Origin of the sequence: Massilia varians (genome assembly GCF_027923905.1) — a bacterium.
GTDB lineage: Bacteria > Pseudomonadota > Gammaproteobacteria > Burkholderiales > Burkholderiaceae_D > Telluria > Telluria varians_B.
The window spans coordinates 2,051,982-2,070,484 of the sequence record NZ_AP026966.1; the positions used below are offsets into that span (position 1 = coordinate 2,051,982).

At 67.0% G+C, this 18,503-nt stretch carries 16 protein-coding genes and 1 other RNA gene; 14 read left to right on the plus strand and 3 right to left on the minus strand.

All coding sequences use genetic code 11. The annotated features are described in order from the left end of the window. Nucleotides 1-3 precede the first annotated feature (3 nt). The 5 genes from MasN3_RS09355 (at nt 4) to MasN3_RS09375 (ending at nt 3,570) form a co-directional block, all read left to right on the plus strand. Nucleotides 4-738, plus strand: coding sequence for a pilus assembly protein (locus tag MasN3_RS09355; RefSeq protein ID WP_281913736.1), 735 nt, complete (start codon nt 4-6; stop codon nt 736-738). Beyond that, complete coding sequence (locus MasN3_RS09360) at nt 735-1,184, plus strand: type IV pilin protein (RefSeq protein WP_281913737.1); 450 nt, start codon at nt 735-737, stop codon at nt 1,182-1,184. The genes MasN3_RS09355 and MasN3_RS09360 overlap by 4 nt, the downstream gene beginning before the upstream one ends. Then, complete coding sequence (locus MasN3_RS09365) at nt 1,172-1,750, plus strand: GspH/FimT family protein (protein WP_281913738.1); 579 nt, start codon at nt 1,172-1,174, stop codon at nt 1,748-1,750. Before MasN3_RS09360 ends, MasN3_RS09365 begins: the two co-directional genes overlap by 13 nt. 84 nt (nt 1,751-1,834) lie before the next feature. Then, on the plus strand, nt 1,835-2,938 hold the full coding sequence (gene ribD, locus MasN3_RS09370; RefSeq protein ID WP_281914470.1) for a bifunctional diaminohydroxyphosphoribosylaminopyrimidine deaminase/5-amino-6-(5-phosphoribosylamino)uracil reductase RibD: 1,104 nt from the start codon (nt 1,835-1,837) through the stop codon (nt 2,936-2,938). A 5-nt stretch (nt 2,939-2,943) separates the two neighbouring features. Beyond that, nucleotides 2,944-3,570, plus strand: coding sequence for a riboflavin synthase (locus tag MasN3_RS09375; RefSeq protein ID WP_281913739.1), 627 nt, complete (start codon nt 2,944-2,946; stop codon nt 3,568-3,570). A 1-nt stretch (nt 3,571) separates the two neighbouring features. Here MasN3_RS09375 and MasN3_RS09380 read toward each other — a convergent pair whose 3' ends face one another. Then, nucleotides 3,572-6,499: a M16 family metallopeptidase gene (locus tag MasN3_RS09380; protein WP_281913740.1), complete on the minus strand. Its 2,928-nt coding sequence runs from the start codon at nt 6,497-6,499 to the stop codon at nt 3,572-3,574. 88 nt (nt 6,500-6,587) lie between these two features. Beyond that, the gene (locus MasN3_RS09385; protein WP_281913741.1) at nt 6,588-9,263 is read right to left on the minus strand and encodes a two-component system response regulator; all 2,676 of its coding nucleotides are present in this window, start codon (nt 9,261-9,263) and stop codon (nt 6,588-6,590) included. Nucleotides 9,264-9,621: 358 nt separating this feature from the next. Between MasN3_RS09385 and ribBA the strand changes: the two genes are divergently transcribed. The 5 genes from ribBA to MasN3_RS09410 all read left to right on the plus strand — a co-directional run bounded on the left by ribBA (nt 9,622) and on the right by MasN3_RS09410 (nt 12,924). Beyond that, a complete protein-coding gene (gene ribBA / locus MasN3_RS09390; protein WP_281913742.1) occupies nt 9,622-10,728 on the plus strand; it encodes a bifunctional 3,4-dihydroxy-2-butanone-4-phosphate synthase/GTP cyclohydrolase II in 1,107 nt (368 codons plus the stop codon). 68 nt (nt 10,729-10,796) lie between these two features. After that, entirely contained in the window at nt 10,797-11,276 is a 480-nt protein-coding gene (ribH, locus tag MasN3_RS09395) for a 6,7-dimethyl-8-ribityllumazine synthase (protein ID WP_281913743.1), read from the plus strand. A gap of 31 nt (nt 11,277-11,307) precedes the next feature. Continuing rightward, nucleotides 11,308-11,778, plus strand: coding sequence for a transcription antitermination factor NusB (nusB, locus tag MasN3_RS09400; protein ID WP_281913744.1), 471 nt, complete (start codon nt 11,308-11,310; stop codon nt 11,776-11,778). Between the two features lie 133 nt (nt 11,779-11,911). After that, nucleotides 11,912-12,457: an antitoxin Xre-like helix-turn-helix domain-containing protein gene (locus MasN3_RS09405; RefSeq protein ID WP_281913745.1), complete on the plus strand. Its 546-nt coding sequence runs from the start codon at nt 11,912-11,914 to the stop codon at nt 12,455-12,457. Further along, the gene (locus tag MasN3_RS09410; protein ID WP_281913746.1) at nt 12,454-12,924 is read left to right on the plus strand and encodes an RES family NAD+ phosphorylase; all 471 of its coding nucleotides are present in this window, start codon (nt 12,454-12,456) and stop codon (nt 12,922-12,924) included. The genes MasN3_RS09405 and MasN3_RS09410 overlap by 4 nt, the downstream gene beginning before the upstream one ends. 67 nt (nt 12,925-12,991) lie before the next feature. Here MasN3_RS09410 and MasN3_RS09415 read toward each other — a convergent pair whose 3' ends face one another. Further along, a complete protein-coding gene (locus MasN3_RS09415) occupies nt 12,992-13,852 on the minus strand; it encodes a transglycosylase SLT domain-containing protein (protein WP_281914471.1) in 861 nt (286 codons plus the stop codon). Nucleotides 13,853-14,379: 527 nt separating this feature from the next. Here MasN3_RS09415 and ubiD point away from each other — a divergent pair. From ubiD to MasN3_RS09435, 4 genes are all read left to right on the plus strand, one after another. Continuing rightward, a complete protein-coding gene (gene ubiD, locus MasN3_RS09420) occupies nt 14,380-15,864 on the plus strand; it encodes a 4-hydroxy-3-polyprenylbenzoate decarboxylase (RefSeq protein ID WP_281913748.1) in 1,485 nt (494 codons plus the stop codon). Nucleotides 15,865-15,947: 83 nt separating this feature from the next. Next, nucleotides 15,948-16,634, plus strand: coding sequence for a type 1 glutamine amidotransferase domain-containing protein (locus tag MasN3_RS09425; RefSeq protein ID WP_281913749.1), 687 nt, complete (start codon nt 15,948-15,950; stop codon nt 16,632-16,634). Nucleotides 16,635-16,685: 51 nt separating this feature from the next. After that, an RNA gene (gene ffs, locus MasN3_RS09430) (signal recognition particle sRNA small type) lies at nt 16,686-16,784 on the plus strand. Between the two features lie 235 nt (nt 16,785-17,019). Next, entirely contained in the window at nt 17,020-18,444 is a 1,425-nt protein-coding gene (locus MasN3_RS09435; RefSeq protein ID WP_281913750.1) for a methyl-accepting chemotaxis protein, read from the plus strand. Nucleotides 18,445-18,503 lie beyond the last annotated feature (59 nt).

Here is an 18,503-nt window from a genome sequence, read left to right on the forward strand (position 1 = left end):
CGCATGCGCACCGTCATCCACCTGTCATGCCGCGCCGGCCAGCGCGGCGTCGCGTTGCTCACGGCGCTGCTGCTGATGCTGGCCGTGCTGCTGGGCAGCATCGCCGCGGCGCGCACGGCGATCAGCGGGGCACGCGCCGCCGGCCATGAGCGCGACCGGCTGCTGGCGCTGCAGGCCGCGATGGCGGCCCTGGCCGATGCCGAGCAGGACATCGAAGGCGGCCAGGATCCGGCCTCGGCACGCGCCGCCGCGCTGGCACACGCCACCCCGGCCGCCTTCGCCGCCGGCTGCCGGGGCGGCGCTCCCTACGAGGGCCTGTGCGAACACGCGCCGCAGGCCGACGCGCTGTTCGCCCTGCTGGCGGACGACGAGGGGCCGGCGGTCGCGCTCGGAAGCTTCACGGGCGCGCTGCTTCCGGCCGGCGAGGGCGCGCTGCCGGCCCGGGCGCCGCGCTACCTGGTCGAACGGCTGTCGTCCGTGCCCGGTGCGCTGCTGTACCGGGTGAGCGCGCTCGGTTTCGGCAGCATGGCGAGCACCCAGGTGGCGCTCCAGGCCTATTACCGCAAGCTGCTGCCCAGTACGCCGCCGCCGGGGCAGGAGGAGGAAACCGTGCCGCAAGCGGCGGCGCCCGCGCCGCCGGCCTTGCCGGGCACGGCGGGCGGAGCGGGCATCCGGGTGGGCTGGCGCGAGATCGGCAACTGGCACGAGTCCGTGGCAGCGGGGGCGGAGGGACGATGAAGCGCAGTCGTGGGTTCACGCTGGTGGAACTGCTGGTGGTGCTGGCGATCGTCGCTATCCTGGCCGCGATCGCCTATCCGGGATATGCCCGTCACCTGGTCAAGGCGCGCCGGGTCGAAGCCCAGCTGGCGCTGGTCGACACCATGCAGCGCCAGGAACAGTACCGCGCCCTGCACCATACCTATGTGGCCTTCTCGGCGGCCTCGGTCGACCCGGACAGCCGCCAGTTCCGCTGGTGGCTGGGCGCCACGGCGCAGGACAGCGCCTACGAGCTCGAAGGACGCGCCTGCGAGGGGGAGGCCATCACCCAATGCATCGAACTGCGCGCCCGGCCGGGCACCGCGAACGTCGACACGGGCTTTCGCGATCCGGACTGCGGCGTGCTGAGCTTCGACAGCCGGGGAATACAGGGCGCCAGCGGCGGCGGGCGGCGATGCTGGCCGTGAACGCCCCGGTCGCGCGCCGGAGCGGCAGCGGCGCCACGCTGGCCGAGCTGGCCGTGGTGCTGGCGATTGCCGCCGTGGCGTTTGCGGTCGCCGCGCCGGACCTGCATGCCCTGCTGGCTGCCCAGCAGATCACGGCGGCCGCCGGCGAGCTGCATGACGCCATCCTGCATACGCGGGCCCAGGCGATCGCCCGCAACGAACGGGTCAAGCTGGCGCCGCGCGATCCCGCCGGGGCCGACTGGACGCGCGGCTGGACGGTGTTCATCGACCGCGACGGCGACCGCCAGCCGGGCGCGCTTGATGAGATCCTGGCCGTCCACGGTCCGCTGCCGGAAGGCCTGCGGATCGACTTTTCCTTCACCCAGCCAGCGCCGCCCCATTACATCGCCTACAATGGCGCCGGACGCAGCTGCAGCGACAGCAACAGCGGCGCGTCACGGCTCGGTACGCTGTCGCTGTTTCACGGCGGGCATGTCCGGCGTATTAAAATCAACATGCTCGGACGCGTGCGGCAGTGCAACCCGGCACGCGACGACGGCTGCGACGGCGCCCTGGCGCCTCGCTAGTCCCCGGCTGCGGGCCGGGCCTTGATAGCGGAACGGAACACCTTGGCAAACGACACGGCACAGATTCACAACGATACCGAGGGCATGGCGCTGGCCCTGGCCTGGGCGGCGAAAGGCATGCACATCACGGCGCCGAATCCCCGGGTCGGCTGCGTGCTCGTGCGCGACGGCGTCGTGATCGGCGCCGGCCACACCCAGCCGGCGGGCCAGGCGCATGCCGAGATCGAGGCGATGCGCGACGCGCGCCAGCGCGGCCACGACCTGGCCGGCGCCACCGCCTACGTCACGCTGGAGCCCTGCAGCCATTACGGGCGCACTCCGCCGTGCTCGAACGCGCTGGTGCAGGCCGGCATTGGGCGCGTGGTGGCGGCCATGCTCGACCCCAATCCGCTGGTCGCCGGCCGCGGCCTGGCCCAGCTGGAGGCGGCCGGCATCGCCGTCACCTCGGGTATTCTGGCCGAACAGGCCCATGAGCTGAACATCGGTTTCTTCTCGCGCATGCGGCGCGGCCTGCCCTGGGTGCGCCTGAAGGTCGCCGCCAGCCTGGACGGCGCCACCGCGCTGGCCGGCGGCGAAAGCCAGTGGATCACCGGGCCGGATGCGCGCGCCGACGGCCATGCCTGGCGCGCCCGCGCGCAGGCGATCCTGACCGGCATCGGTACGGTCAAGGCCGACGATCCGCAGCTGACCGTGCGCGGCATCGAGACCCCCTTGCCGCCGCGCCGCGTGATCGTCGACAGCCGGCTCGAGATCGATCCCGGGGCGCGCATCCTGCAGGGCGAACCCTGCTGGATCGTCGCCGCCGCCGAATCGGAGCGGGCCGCGGCCTTGCGCGCCCTGGGTCACGAGCTCATCATTCTGCCGAACGCGCAGGGCAAGGTCGACCTGCCGGCCCTGATGCGCGAGCTGGGCCGCCGCGAGATCAACGAAGTGCACGTGGAAGCCGGTTCGAAGCTGAACGCGTCGATGGTGCGCGAAGGCTGCGTCGACGAACTGCTGGTCTACCTGGCTCCCAGCCTGATCGGGCCGGGGCAGGGCATGTTCGCGCTGCCGGCGCTGGCGCGCCTGGCCGACCAGCGCCGGCTGCGTTTTCACGACGTGGCGCGGGTCGGCGACGACATCCGCATCCTGGCCCGCTTCGCGCAACCCGTCATTCACACTGAATTCACCGAACACACTGAGGAATAAGCCGTATGTTTACTGGAATCGTCGCTGCCGTCGGCAACATCACGTCGGTCACCCCGCTGGAGGGCGGCTCGTTCGCGGGCGTGCGCCTGGAAGTCGATGCCGGCCCGCTGGGGCTGGCGGACGTCGCGCTGGGCGACTCGATCGCCATCAACGGCGCCTGCATGACCGTGGTCGCCAAGACCGACCGGGCCTTCACCGTGGACGTCTCGCGCGAAAGCCTGAGCAAGACCGTCGGCCTCGAAGCGCCCGGCGAAGTCAACCTGGAGAAGGCCCTGACCCTGGCCGAGCGCCTGGGCGGCCACCTGGTCTCCGGCCACGTGGACGGCCTGGGCACTGTGCACAGCTTCGAACCGGTGGGCGAATCGCGCGAACTCGTCATCGACGCGCCGCGCGAGCTGGCCAAGTTCCTGGCCTACAAGGGCTCGGTGGTGGTCAACGGCGTCTCGCTGACGGTCAACCGCGTCGAGGATCTCGAAGGCGAGGGCGGCAAGGTGTGCCGCTTCTCGATCAACCTGATCCCGCACACGATCGAGGTCACCACCCTCAAGCACCTGGCGGCCGGCTCCAGGGTGAACCTGGAGATCGACCTGATCGCGCGCTACGTGGAGCGCATGCTGTCGGCGAAGGGATGAATCAACCGCCCGGCGCCGCGACGGCGGCGCCGGATGCCGCCACCGCCGTCGCCGCCCCCTTCTCGGGATTGAGCACCACCTGCACGTAGTTCTGCGCGTTGAAGTAGCGCCGCGCCGCCACCCGGATGTCCTCGGCCGACAAGGCCTGCACCTGCTTCTCGACGTCCAGGATCGCGCCCGGGTCGGTGCCTTCGCTCAGCGCCGACTGCAGGTGCGACAGCCAGTAGCCGTTCTCGCGCAGCGAGCCGCGATGGTTCTGGATCCAGTTGCGTTTCACCTTGTCGAGGTCGGCCGCCTCGGGCTCGGTGGCCTGCAGACGCTCGATCTCGGCGAAGGTCGCGGCGATCACCTTGTCCACGTTTTCGGGCCCGGTCGGCAGCGTGACGCCGATCGAGTAATTCCCGTACGGGATCTTGCTCAGCACGCCGGAGGCGCCGCCGCCGTAGATCAGCGCCATCTTTTCGCGCAGCACCTCGATGATGCGCAGGTTGAGCACCTCGAGCAGCGCCGCCAGGCGCAGCTGTTCGGCATCGCTAAACTCGGCCTTGCCGGTGAAGGTCAGCGACACCGTGCTTTTCGGCTCGGAGCCGCTGCGCACCTCGCGCTTGACCACGCCGGTGGCCGGGCGCAGGCCGACGTCGCGGTAGGCCACCGTGAGCTCGGGCGTGGGCAGGCTGCCGAGGTAGGTCGCCAGCAGCGGCTTCAGGGCTGCCACGTCGAAACTGCCGACCAGGATGAAGGTGAGGTCGCGGGCGCTGGAAAAGCGCTGGCGGAAGATCTCGATGCTGCGGTCGAGGTCGATCTGCTCGTATTCCTCGGCCTTCAGGGTGCGCGGCGCGCGCGGGTGCATGTTGTACAGCGCCGCCATCACGGCGTCGCCGAAGTGCGCGCCGGGCTGCGCGGCCTGGTTGCGCGCCTGCTCGACCTGCTTGCCGACGTAGGAACGGAACAAAGCCTCGTCGCGCCGCACGTCCTGGAATTTCAGCCAGGTCAGCTGCAGCATGGTCTCGATGTCGGTCGCGCCCGAGGCGCCCACTACCACGTCGGTGTAGTTGGCCAGGCCGACGTTCACCTGGGCCGCCTTGCCCGCCAGGATCTTGCGCATGTCGAGCGGGGTGAAGTCCTTCACCCCCATGCTGGCCACGATCGCATTGGCGAAGCGCGCATTCAGGATGTCCTGGTCACCGAACAGGCTCTGGCCGCCGAAGCGGGCGGCGCTCATCAAGACCTGGTCGTTGCGGAAGTCGGTCGGCTTGAGGATCACCTTGACGCCGTTGGACAGACTCAGGCGGGTCAGGCCGAGCGCCTTGTCATGCGACTCGGCCACGATGGCGCCGGGCTTCGGCGGACGCTCCATCAGGCGCGCCGCCACCGCCTTCTCGTCGTGCGCCAGGACCTCGGCGCGCTCGGCGCCGGCCACCGCCGCCAGCAACTGGGCGCCTTGCGGGGTGTCGGGACGGGTCACGCCGGTGTACAGCACCAGCTTGCCCGAATCCGCGGGAATGGTGCGGCGTGCGTAGGCATTGACCTCGTCGAGGCTGATGCCGGGCAGCAGCTCCCTGACGTAGCGGTATTCGGTGTCGATGCCGGGGATCGCCTCCTGCTGCAGGAAGTTGCGGATGTATTCGGCGGCGTAGGTGCCGGAATCGCTCTTGGCGCGCTCGTTCCAGGCCTGCTCGTAGTTGCGCATCAGGCTCTTCTTGACCCGCTCCAGCTCCGCCGCGCCGAAGCCGTGGCGGCGCGCGCGCTCGTTCTCCTCGACCAGGGCGGTGAGCGCCGCTTCGGCGCCGCGCGGTCCCAGCGCGGCCGAGGCGTTGTAGGAGCGGTAGCGCGGGGTCAGCTTGCCGAGCGAGCTGCTGGCGCCCATGAAGGGCGGCTCCGGCAACTGCGACAGTTCCTGCAGGCGCTGGTTGAGCATGCTTGAAAACAGCGACTGCACCAGGTCGTCGCGGTAGGCGCGGATGGTGCCGGCCTCGGCCACCGGCTGGACCGGGTAGCGGATCAGCACCGCATTGCCGCTGGCTTCCGGGTCGGTCACCACCAGCGCCTCGGTGGCCGGGCGTGCGGGAATCTCGGCATAGGCGCGCGGACGCGCCGACACCGGGTTCTTGAGGTGGGCGAAATGCGCCTTGATCAGCTTTTCGGCCTGCGCCGGGTCGATGTCGCCGACCGCCACCACCGCCATCAGGTCGGGACGGTACCAGTCGCGGTAGAAGCGGGTTAGGGCTTCCGGCTTGAAGCTGCGCAGCACCTCTTCGGTGCCGATCGGCAGACGCTCGGCGTATTTCGAGCCGTTGAAGATCGCCGGCATGATCTGCTTGCCCATGCGGTCCGACGCCCCTTTGCCGAGGCGCAGTTCTTCCAGCACGATGCCGCGCTCCTTCTCGACGGCCTCGGGATCGAAGCGCAGGCCATGGGCCCAGTCTTCCAGCACCTGGAAAGCCTTGGCCACGTGCTCGGGCTTGTCGGTGGGGATGGGCAGGATGTAGACGGTCTCGTCGAACGAGGTATAGGCGTTCAGGTCGGCGCCGAAGCCGACGCCGATCGACTGCAGGTAGGACACCAGCTCATGCTTGCGGAAGTTGGTCGAGCCGTTGAAGGCCATGTGCTCGACAAAATGGGCCATGCCGCGCTGGTCCTCGTCTTCCAGAATGGAGCCGGCCTTGACCACCAGGCGCAGCTCGAGCTTGCGTTCGGGCCGCGCATTGCGCTGGATGTAATAGGTCAGGCCGTTGGCAAGCTTGCCCACCTTGACCTGCGGCCCGACCGGGATCGGCGCGTCCAGGCGCAGCGGCGCAGCCGCGACGGTGCTGGCCTTGGCGGGAGCCGGGGCCGCAAGGGCAAGGCTGGCCAGCGAGTGCGCACAGAGCAGCGCGGCCAGGCAGAGGGCAGCCGGGCCACTGCGGCCGCGCACGACGTTCTTGCTCATCGGGAATCCAATTCTAGGGATGAGCATGCATTCTACCGCGCACACCCCGGGAAACTGTTGCGCAGTCGTGTATGCATGCTTGGGAAGATCACAGCGCCACGCGCCCCTTGAACAGCAGCGCCGCCATCTCGTGGGCCGGCACCGGGCGGCTGTACAGGTAGCCCTGCATCACGTCGCAGCCGATCAGGCCCAGGAAGTCGCGCTGCCCGACCGTTTCCACGCCCTCGGCCACGACCGCCAGCGACAGGCCCTGGGCCAGCGCGATGGTGGCCTGGGCGATGGCCGCGCTGCGCTGCTCGGTGGTGATGTTGCGGACAAAGGTCTGGTCGATCTTCAGCTTGTCGAGCGGGAAGCGCGACAGGTAGCCGAGCGAGGAATAGCCGGTGCCGAAGTCGTCCAGCGAGAGCGACACGCCGAGGGCGCGCAGCTCGGCCATCTCGGTCTCGGCCACCGCGCTGTCGCCCAGCATCACGCTCTCGGTCAGCTCCACCTCCAGGTAGCGCGGCGCCAGGCCGCTCTCCATCAGGGCCTTGCGCACGATCGTGCTCACCGCGCCCGACTTGAACTGGTTGGCCGAGACGTTGACGGCAACCCGCACCGGCGGCAGGCCGGCGTTTTGCCAGGCCTTGTTCTGGAAACAGGCCTGGCGGATCACCCACTCGCCGATCGGGTGGATCAGGCCCGTGTCCTCGGCCAGCGGAATGAAGTCGGCCGGGGAAACGGTGCCGATTTCCTCGCTGCGCCAGCGCAGCAGGGCTTCCATGCCCACCACGCTGCCGTCCAGGCGCGAGACCTGGGGCTGGTAGTGCAGGGCCAGCTCGTCGCGCTCGATCGCGCGCCGCAGGCGCGTCTCCAGCGCCAGCCAGCGCAGCGCCTGGGCATTCATCTCGCCCTTGAAGAAGCGGAAGCCGTTGCGTCCCGCTTCCTTCATCTCGCTGAGCGCGGCGTCGGCCGCCTTCAGCAGGTCGCCGGGGGCATTGCCGTCGCGCGGGAAGATGCTGATGCCGACGCTGCCGGTGACCACCACGTCGTGCCCGTCCACCGAGTGCGGCTGGGCGATGGCGTCGATCAGGCGGCGTGCGGCCATGATGATGTCGTCGTTGTCGTGGCAAGCGGTGAGCAGCAGCACGAATTCGTCGCCGGACAGGCGCGCCAGGGTGTCGGTCGGACCGGCGATGCTACCGACCCGGCGCGCTACCTCGCGCAGCACGGCGTCGCCCGCCGCGTGCCCCAGGCTGTCGTTGATGCGCGAGAGGCGGTCGACGTTAAACAAGAGCAATGCGAGCTGGCCGTCGCCCAGCCGTGCGGCGGCCATCGCCTGCTGCAGGCGGTCGTTGAACAGCGAGCGGTTCGGCAGCAGCGTGAGGGCGTCGTGGTTGGACAGGAAGTCGAGCTGGTGGTGCGCGGCCTTCAGTGCCGACAGGTCGGTCGAGACCGAGACGTAGGCGGTCAGCTTGCCGGATTCGTCGCGCACGGCGCTGATGCTGAGGCGCTCCGGATAGACCTCGCCGTTCTTGCGGCGGTTCCAGATTTCGCCGCGCCACTGGTCTTCCTGCTCGAGGCAGTGCCACATGTCGCGGTAAAACGAGGCGTCGTGCCGGCCCGAGCGCAGGATGCGCGGGTTCTGGCCCAGTATCTCGGATTCGCGGTAGCCGGTGATCTGCTCGAAGGCGGGGTTGATGGCGACGATGCAGGCCTCGGCATCGGTCATCAGGATGCCTTCCTGGGTGCTGTCGAAGACCTGGCGCGCCAGGTCGAGCCGGTGCTCGCTGTCGCGCAAGGCCTTGTCGGCATCGGCGCGCGCCAGGGCCTCCAGCTGCAGCTGGGTGGCGTGGCGCTGCACCACGTCGTATAAATTCAGGTTTTCATAGGCCACCGCCAGCTGGGCGGCCAGCGCGGTGGCCCAGCGCCCCTCCTCGTCGGTGAAGCTCGGGGCGCCCGGACGGCGCGCGCAGTACAGCCAGCCGTGCGGATGCTGCAGGTCGTGCACCTGCAGGCCGAGGAAGCTGCCCATGGCCGGATGGCGGGACGGAATGCCGTCCAGCAGGGGATCGCCCTGGGTCAGGCGCAGCGGAGCCCGGGCGCGCAGCAGCATGCCGGGCAACCGGGCTTCGTCCAGCGCGTGCGCAACGAGCAGTTCGGGCGCCAGCGCCCAGGTGTCGAGGTGGCGCACGCCGCGTTCGCCCCGGTCGAGCAGGCACAGCGCGGCAAAGTCGGCATGCAGCACGCGCCGTGCGGCGTCCAGGAAGGATGCCGCCAGGGTCTCGACGCGGCGCTCGCCGATCAGGGCCAGGCACATGCGTTCCAGCTCGGCCAGGCGCGCGCCCAGGTCGAAGGGCAGGGCGCGCTCGCGTTCCGGGGCCGAATCCGGCAGCGGCAGCGGCGGAGCGCCCTCGAGCACGCCCAGTTCGGCATTGATGGCATCGATGATCTGCTGCGGGTCGGCCGGTTTGGGCAAGACGGTGGCGACGCCGCTGCGCGCCGCCATCGCCTTGGTTTCGCGCTCCGCATAGACGGCGGAGAAGAAGATCACGCGGATGCCGCGCAGGTCGGCGTCCTGGCGCAGCTGCTGGACCAGCTCGTAGCCATCCATGACCGGCATCAGGATGTCGGTAATGATCAGGTCGGGACGCCGGGCGCGCGCCAGCGCCAGGGCCTGGGCGCCGTCTTCGGCCTCGAGCAGGCAGTGGCCGGTGAAGCCGAGCAGCGCATTCAGGAAGGCGCGGTTGCTCGGCCGGTCGTCGACGATCAGAATCGTGGCCATCAGTCCTGGCCCTCCCCTTGCGAAAGCAGGCGGCGGCTGAACGAATGCGGAACGACCGCCATGGCTACTCCAGTAAATGGCCGCAGGGCGCCGCGGGAAGGCCTCGGCGCCACATGTGGCCGCAATGTCTTTATCATAATCGAGTCGTGCTTGGACGCGCTCTTTGTTGCGTGTCGGAAACTTAGCTTAGCAATTCTCACTGCATGAATATACGCGAATTGTTGCGCGTTGCTTTATGGCAACGGGCGTTGACGAATTCGCAGTGCTGTGATGATGAGTATCGCCAGCGCTTCGGTTGAACGACGGTAAATCCTTTAAAATAGCGGATTACGCAAAACTCCCGTTTCAAGGAATCCGTATGTCTATCTCCAGCACCGAGGAAATCGTTGCCGAATTGCGCGCAGGGCGCATGGTCATTCTTGTCGATGAAGAAGACCGCGAGAACGAGGGCGACCTGGTGCTTGCCGCCGATTTCGTCACTCCGGAAGCGATCAATTTCATGATCCGCCATGCGCGCGGCCTGGTCTGCCTGACCCTGACCGAGGAGCGCTGCGACGAACTGGCGCTGCCGATGATGACCTCGAAGAACGGGACTTCCTTCGGCACCAATTTCACGGTATCGATCGAAGCGGCTGAAGGCGTCACCACCGGTATTTCCGCGGCCGACCGCGCACGTACTATCCAGGTGGCGGTGAACAAGGGCACGACGCCGGACGACCTGGTCCAGCCGGGCCACATCTTCCCGCTGCGCGCCCAGAAGGGCGGCGTCCTGATGCGCGCCGGCCATACCGAAGCCGGCTGCGACCTGACCGAGATGGCCGGCCTGACCCCGGCCTCGGTGATCTGCGAGATCATCAAGGAAGACGGCACCATGGCGCGCCTGCCGGACCTGATCGAATTCGCCAGGGAACACAAGCTGAAGATCGGCACCATCGCCGACCTGATCCATTACCGCAGCCAGAACGAAAGCCTGGTCGAGCGCGTGGCCGAGCGCCCCCTGAGCACCCCCTACGGCGAGTTCAAGCTGGTCGCCTACCGCGACAAGCCCAGCGGCGCGGCCCACCTGGCCCTGGTACATGGTGAACTGTCGCGCGACAAGGAAGCCCTGGTGCGCGTGCACCAGCCGGTGTCGATCCTCGACGTGCTGGGCGACTGCGCCTCGACCCACTCCTGGGACCTGGCCTCGGCCATGAAGGCGATCCAGGGCGGCGAATCGGGCGCCATCGTGCTGCTCAACTGCGGCGAGACCGCCGACCAGCTGTTCGCGCAGTTCGCCCCGCGCGACACCAGCGCGCGGAGCAGCCGCGCGGCCTCGATGGACCTGCGCACCTACGGCATCGGCGCCCAGATCCTGCGCAACCTCGGCGTCGGAAAGATGCAGCTGCTGGCCAACCCGCGCAAGATGCCGTCGATGACCGGCTTCGACCTGGAAGTGACGGGCTACCTGCCGCAGCCGGCGGCGTGAGTACGGCGCGTCGGACCAGGAATACACACTAATATATATACACACACATCGAGAAGAAGAGGTCAGCCATGACGGTAGGAACTTTTGAAAGCAATCTGGCGGGTGAGGGCCTGCGCATCGGCATCGTGCAGGCACGATTCAACGCCGACATCGGCCACGGCCTGCTGTCGTCCTGCCTGGCCGAACTGAAGCGCCTGGGCGTGTCCGACGAGGACATCCTCCACATCACCGTGCCGGGTGCGCTGGAAGTGCCGCTGGCCCTGCAGAAGATGGCCGAGACCCAGCAGTTCGATGCGCTGATCGCGCTGGGCGCGGTGATCCGCGGCGAGACCTACCACTTCGAGCTGGTGTCGAACGAATCGGGCGCGGGCATCACCCGCATCGGCCTGGATTACGGCATGCCGATCGCCAACGCCATCCTCACCACCGAGAACGACGAGCAGGCCGAAGCCCGCATGGCCGAAAAGGGCGCCGACGCGGCGCGCGTCGCGGTCGAGATGTCGAACCTGCTGTTCGCGCTGGAAGAGCTGCAAGCCGAAGACGAATAAAAGCGCGCCAAGAATAAAGGAAGGGAAGCACATGACCGACAAGACCACGCACGCCAACCCGAGCAAGAACCGCACGCCGCGTCACCGCGCGCGCGAGTTCGCGCTGCAGGGCCTGTACCAATGGCTGCTCAACAATGAACCGGCCCGCACGGTCGTCACCAACATCCGCGGTGCCCACGGTTTCGACAAGGCCGACGGCGAATTCTTCAGCGAGCTGCTGAACGGCACCATCGCTACCTCGGTCGAGCTGCGCGAAGTCATCGCGCCGCTGATCGACCGCGGCGTGGCCGAACTGTCGCCGATCGAGCATGGCGTGCTGCTGCTGGGCGCCTACGAGCTGAAGAACCATCCGGAAATCCCGTACCGCGTCGTCATCAATGAAGCGGTCGAGCTGACCAAGTCCTTCGGCGGCATCGACGGCCACAAGTACGTCAACGGCGTGCTGGACAAGCTGGCATCGGCCCTGCGTCCGGACGAAGTGGGAGCGGACGCGCGCCGCTGATTCCCGACTGTGGATATTGCGCAAAAAGCCACCGTGGCACCGCCCGGTGGCTTTTTTATTTTTCAGCCCGGCGCCTGCGTCGGTTGATTTGACGTCTCATTTGAGCTAACCTGAAGGCTCAAAGGAGACGGTCATGGGTGAAGCTTTACGTAAGTACGCGGCCCGCCGAGACAAGGACGGATTCGTCGGCGACGCCGAGGCGGCCGTGGCGCGGCCTGGCACGCGGGGCGGAATGGACGCCGTGATCGAGGCGACCGTTATGCATAGTTTCCAGTCCGGCGCGCGCGAACGCATCGATGAAATCCGGCAGGGCGTTCCAGCCCGCCGCATCGGCGAACTCTCCGGCGCCATGGACGTCCCCAAGGAGCGCCTCGTCGATTCCCTCGGCTTGTCGCGCGCGACAGTCAACCGCAAGGCGCAACGTGGGGAAGCGCTGTCGCGCGAGGAATCCGAGCGCGTCGTCGGCATGCAGGCGCTGATAGGGCAGGTGCAGGCCATGGTCGCCGGCGGCGGCGCATCCGACGCCGGCTTCGACGCGGCGCGCTGGCTGGCACAGTGGCTGGCTCAGCCGCTGCCGGCACTGGGCGGCGACACCCCGGCCAGCTACCTGGATACCGTCGAAGGACAGAAACTGGTCGGCAAACTGCTGGCAATGGCGGAGAGCGGAGCCTACGCGTGAACCGGGCCGTATGGCGCATCGCCGCGGTCACCCCTCATTACACGGCAGACGACCTATCCGGAACGGGCGCCAAGCTGACGGGCGGACGCTGGAACTCCATCGGCAATCCGGTTGTATACAGTTCGGAAAGCATCGCGCTGGCGCTGCACGAAACCGTGGTGCACCTGCGCGCGGCCGGACTGCCGCTCAACCGCTACCTGGTACGGATCGACGTGCCTGACGAGCTCTGGAAAGCGCGCGTGATTCTGGCCGATCCGCCGGTCGACTGGGATGCGCTGCCGCATGGCATGCCCAGCGTGCATGCCGGCGACGCCTGGTTGATGGGCGGCGCGAGCGCCCTCATGGCAGTGCCGTCGATCATCGTTCCAGAAGAATTCAATGTCCTCATCAATCCCCAGCATCCGGATGCGCGCCGCCTGAAGGCGAGCATGTTGCGCTTGTGGCGCTACGACCAGCGCCTGTTCTGATGATCAGACGCTCCAGAACAAAAAAGCCACCGCGAGCGGTGGCCGGTGAGGAGTGTTCTGCACGGCGTTACAGGGTCGCCAGCGCTTCCGAACCGTGGTTCTCGGCCTTCGCCGGTGCGGCCGGCGCCTCGGTCGGGCTGGCTGCGGGAGCCTGCTTGACCAGGGTCGTTTGCGGCAGCGGACGCGGATTGGTGGTCGGGACCTTGTGGCCCTTGGCAACCTGCTTGAGCTTCTTGTACTCGGCCAGCACCTTGGCGCCATAACCGGAATCGGTTTCCAGGTCGGCCGCGCCGACGTAGGTCTTCAGGCCGCCTTCGACGGAACCGGTGCGCTTGACGTAGTCCTTCAGGATCAGGGCGCCCACCTTGATGTTGGCGACCGGATTCAGGGCTGCTTGCTGGCCGCCCACTTGTTCGAATTTGTCGTGATGGACCTTGGCCATGACTTGCATCAAGCCCTTGGCGCCCATCGGGCTCTCGGCGAACGGGTTCAGGCCCGATTCGATCGCCATCACGGCCAGGATCAGGAGCGGATCCAGTTTGACCTCATGCGCCGTCATGTAGGCGGTCGACACCAGCATGTTGGCGGCATCGCTGGCGACGCGGTAGCGCTTGCTCAGCCAGGAGGTGACCCATTGCTGCTGCTTGGTGTTGCCGAGGTGCTGGGCGCTGGCCTGGGTCGTTTCGACGGCCTCCGCGATGTCGGCCACGGCCGGCGCCGGCGCCGGCGCGGCCTTGGCCACCACCACGACCTCGGGTTCCGGATGCAGCATGTCCGAGACGCGCTTGGCGACGTCTTCGTTGGTATAGAGCAGCGCGAGCATTGCGATTGCCGAGAGACCGAATACGGTCAGGGTGTTGCGTGCGGTATTCAAGACACCGCGTGCCGTTTTGCTCACGGAAGACCACGTGACTGGCTGGCTGGCCATGGTTTGCACGAGCCTTGCGCTCGTGATGAAACGATTGATCATCGAATTCCCCTTGTCGCGGCGAAAAGCAGTCCTGTCACAGCGTCTCTGGCGAGATGTGCGCTGCGTCGGGTTACTGAATGCCGTGCATCAGAAATATCGTAGGTCGCCGCCTTGCGGCCGACTAACGCCGTCATTGCTTTGCTACAGCTGGCTGCTTTGAAACCCGTGCGGGTGGAACCAGTGGCTCAACAACTGTCTCGGGGGATTGGGCAGACGCCCAGTGAAAACACTCCTCAAAATGTCATGTGGGGCCCCGACCCCGTGAATGCATGAGAACAGCTAAAATCATGTCAGAAAGACTGCCTGCCTCATCAAGTAGGACGGATTCTAGTGGCTCACTTATACCAAGTCAACCCTAGCACGAACCGTTCTTATTACTTTTAGTTCTGATTGCCAAGACGAAATTTTGAAAAGTCTTGCTAAATCAGCTACTTGGCATGGTGTCTTGAACATGCTTCTACTGACGAGATTACGATCAAAACTTGATGAAATATTCAGATTTGCGGGACTTTATGGCTCAGCTCGAGCGAATGGGCGAGCTCAAGCATGTTGGCGTACCGGTGTCGCCCCACCTCGAGATGACGGAGATCTGCGACCGCACCCTGCGCGCCGAAGGGCCCGCGCTGCTGTTCGAGGAGCCCACCGGCCATACCATCCCCGTGCTGGGCAACCTGTTCGGCACCCCGCGCCGGGTGGCGCTTGGCATGGGCGCGGAAGACGTGGGCGAACTGCGCCGCATCGGCCACGTGCTGGCGCGCCTGAAGGAGCCGGAGCCGCCCAAGGGCTTCAAGGACATCATGGGCCTCGGTTCGCTGGTCAAGGCGGTCTGGGACATGGCGCCGAAAGAAGTGAAGGGCGCCTCCTGCCAGGAAATCGTCTGGGAAGGGCAGGACGTCGACCTGGCGCGCCTGCCGATCCAGCACTGCTGGCCGGGCGACATCGCCCCGCTTATTACATGGGGCCTGGTGATTACCAAGGGACCGCACAAGAAGCGCCAGAACCTGGGCATCTACCGCCAGCAGGTCCTTGGCCGCAACAAGGTGATCATGCGCTGGCTGGCGCACCGCGGCGGCGCCCTCGATTTCCGCGAGCATGCGCTGGCCAACCCGGGCAAGCCGTATCCGGTGGCGGTGGCGCTGGGCGCCGATCCGGCCACCATCCTGGGCGCGGTCACCCCGGTGCCGGACAGCCTGTCCGAATACCAGTTCGCCGGCCTGCTGCGCGGCCAGCGCACCACGCTCACCAAGGCCATCGGCAGCGAATTGCGGGTGCCGGCGTCCAGCGAAATCGTGCTCGAAGGGCATATCTACCCTGACGCGAACCACCCGTCCGGCTTCGAGCATGCGCTCGAGGGCCCGTATGGCGACCACACCGGCTATTACAACGAGCAGGACAGCTTCCCGGTATTCACCATCGACCGCATCACGATGCGGCGCGATCCGATCTACCACTCGACCTACACCGGCAAACCGCCCGACGAGCCGGCGGTGCTGGGCGTGGCGCTGAACGAGGTCTTCATTCCGCTGCTGCAGAAGCAGTTCAGCGAGATCACCGACTTCTACCTGCCGCCGGAGGGCTGCAGCTACCGGATGGCGGTGGTGCAGATGAAGAAGCAGTATGCCGGCCACGCCAAGCGCGTGATGTTCGGGGTCTGGAGTTTCCTGCGCCAGTTCATGTATACCAAGTTCATCGTCGTCGTGGACGAGGACGTCGACGTGCGCGACTGGAAGGAAGTCATCTGGGCCATCACAACCCGGGTCGACCCGACCCGCGACACGGTCCTGGTCGACAACACCCCGATCGACTACCTCGACTTCGCTTCGCCGATCAGTGGCCTGGGCAGCAAGATGGGGATCGACGCCACCAACAAGTGGCCGGGCGAGACCAACCGCGAGTGGGGCACGCCGATCGCCATGACGCCGGAGGTCAAGGCGCGCGTGGACGACATCTGGGGGACGCTGGGACTGTAGGAGCCGGCGGGCTTCCGTGCGACGCGTGGAGCAGGGGACGGCTAGACTGCCCTTTTGACTATGACTGCGCACATGGAGGCCCGATGAACATCCTGATGGTGCTGACCTCGCACGACCGCCTCGGCGACACCGGCAAGAAAACCGGTTTCTGGCTGGAGGAATTCGCTGCTCCCTATTATGTATTCAAGGATGCCGGCGCGACCCTGACGCTGGCCTCGCCCGCGGGCGGGCAGCCGCCGCTCGACCCGAAGAGCGACGAGCCCGATGCGCAGACCGAAGCGACCCGGCGCTTCCGCGCCGACCCCCAGGCCCAGCAGGCGCTGGCCAATACCGTCACCTTGTCGGGCGTGCGCGCGCAAGACTTCGACGCCGTGTTCTATCCCGGCGGCCACGGCCCGCTATGGGACCTGGCCGGGGATGCCGATTCGATCCGCCTGATCGAAACCATGATCGCCGCCGGCAAACCGGTGGCGGCGGTCTGTCATGCCCCCGGCGTGCTGGCGCAGGTCAAGGGCGTGGATGGCGACCTCTTGGTCAAGGGCAAGCGCGTGACCGGTTTCACCAACACGGAGGAGGCGGCTGTCGGCCTCACCGAGGTGGTGCCTTTCCTGGTCGAGGACATGCTGGTGAAAAATGGTGGCCAATACAGCAAGACGGATGACTGGCAGCCCTATGTGGTGACCGACGGCTTGCTTGTCACGGGACAGAATCCGGCATCCTCCGAAGCGGGCGCGCATGCCTTGCTGGCATTGCTGAAGGACCGCGGCTAGGCTTTGCAAGATCCGGCCCCAAAAACGGTGGGGTCGGGTATAATGCTTGCTGGCGGGCCCCTGCGCATTGTGGCATGGTTTACCTGGTCAGGTCGGGAACGAAGCAGCCAAAGCCGTTCACCGCAAGTGCCGCAGATCAGGCTCGCCTCCTTCCTTTCTTTTTTCTTCCCCTGCGTATTCTTCCTGCCCAAGGCTCGTACCCTTGCGCATGCTGGCGCTCGTCAGTTCCAACCGTTTTCTTTGCGACCGCCTGCAACATTCTCACCAATTGTTGCATTCTGTTGACAGATTTGCCGGATAAATTGTCATATTTGACGATATATATGGCCGTGTGGAACTTTTCTTGATTCAATCTCAGGTATCCTACATACGGAGTTTGCTGATCATGGAAAATCGCGTCTCGCTGCACCAGCACTATCTGCGCGCGGATCGCCTGATGGTGGGAATACTCTGGGGCCTGTTCGCGATGGCGCTTGCCTTGTCCGGTATGTACAACACCCTGCGCTGGGCCTTGCTGGTCGGCCTGCCGGCGGCGGGCATTCCGACCGCGCTGGTGCTGCTCGCCGGCGGCAGCCGGGCCAGCCGGATGAGCGTGGCGGTGGCGCTCATGGTGTTCAGTGCGCTCCATATCCACCAGGCCGCCGGGCAAACCGAGCTGCATTTCGGTATCTTCGTGCTGCTCGCCTTCCTGCTGTGCTACCGCGATTGGGCGGTCATCGTCGTCGCCGCCGCAGTGGTGGCGCTGCATCACCTGGCGTTCAACCATCTGCAGGAACTCGGCTTCGGCGTGCGCTGCATGGCCGAGCCAGGTCTTGACATGGTGCTGGTGCACGCCGCCTACGTGGTGGCGGAGAGCGCGCTGCTGTGCTACCTGGCCCAGTTGCTGCGCCGCGACGCGCTGCAATCGGCCGAGTTGAGCATCAGCGTCAGGCTGATGCGCGGCAGCGAGGGAGCGATCAGCCTGGAGCCCGGATTGTTGCCGGCTTCCAGCAAGAGCGGGCGCGCCTTGCAGGGCGTGGTCGGCCTGCTGCAGGAAGCCATGGGGCGGGTGCAGCGCGGCGTGCAGGCGACCGCCGCGACCTCGTCCGAGATCGCCAGGACCAACGCCGAACTGGCCGCGCGGACGGGCGAGCAGGCTGCCGCCATCCATGCCACGGTGCAGTCGATGGCGCAGCTCACCGGCTCCGTCAGCCAGAATGCCGAGCATGCGCGCCTTGCCAGCGAGCTGGCCGGCAGCGCATCGGAAGTCGCGGCCCGGGGCGGCCAGGTGGTGGCGCAGGTCGTCGACAGGATGCAGGCCATCGACGCGTCCTCGCGCCGGATCGGCGATATCATCTCGGTCATCGACGGCATCGCCTTCCAGACCAACATCCTGGCGCTGAACGCCGCCGTCGAGGCCGCACGTGCGGGCGAGCAGGGGCGCGGCTTCGCGGTCGTCGCCAGCGAGGTGCGCAGCCTGGCGCAGCGTTCGGCGACGGCGGCGCGCGAAATCAAGGGGCTGATCGAAGCATCGGGCGCGCAGGTCAGCGCCGGCAGCGCCCTGGCGCAACAAGCGGGCCAGACCATGGAGCAGGTGGTCGATGGCGTGCACAAGGTGTCGAGCCTGATCGCCGGGATCAGCGATGCCAGCCGCGAGCAGGCCGGCGGCATTGCCGCGATCGGGCAGGCCATGCAGGGCATGGATGCCCTTACGCGCGGCAATACCAAGCGGGTCGACGACGCCGCCGACGCCGCGCAGCGGCTGGCCGCGCAGGCCGAGCACCTGGCCCAGGTGGTAGGCGCCTTCCGCCTGGGGCGGCCGGGCGCCTGAAGATTTACTGTAGTTGCTATGAAGCACTGCCGCGGAATGTTCGCGGCAGTCGCCAACTG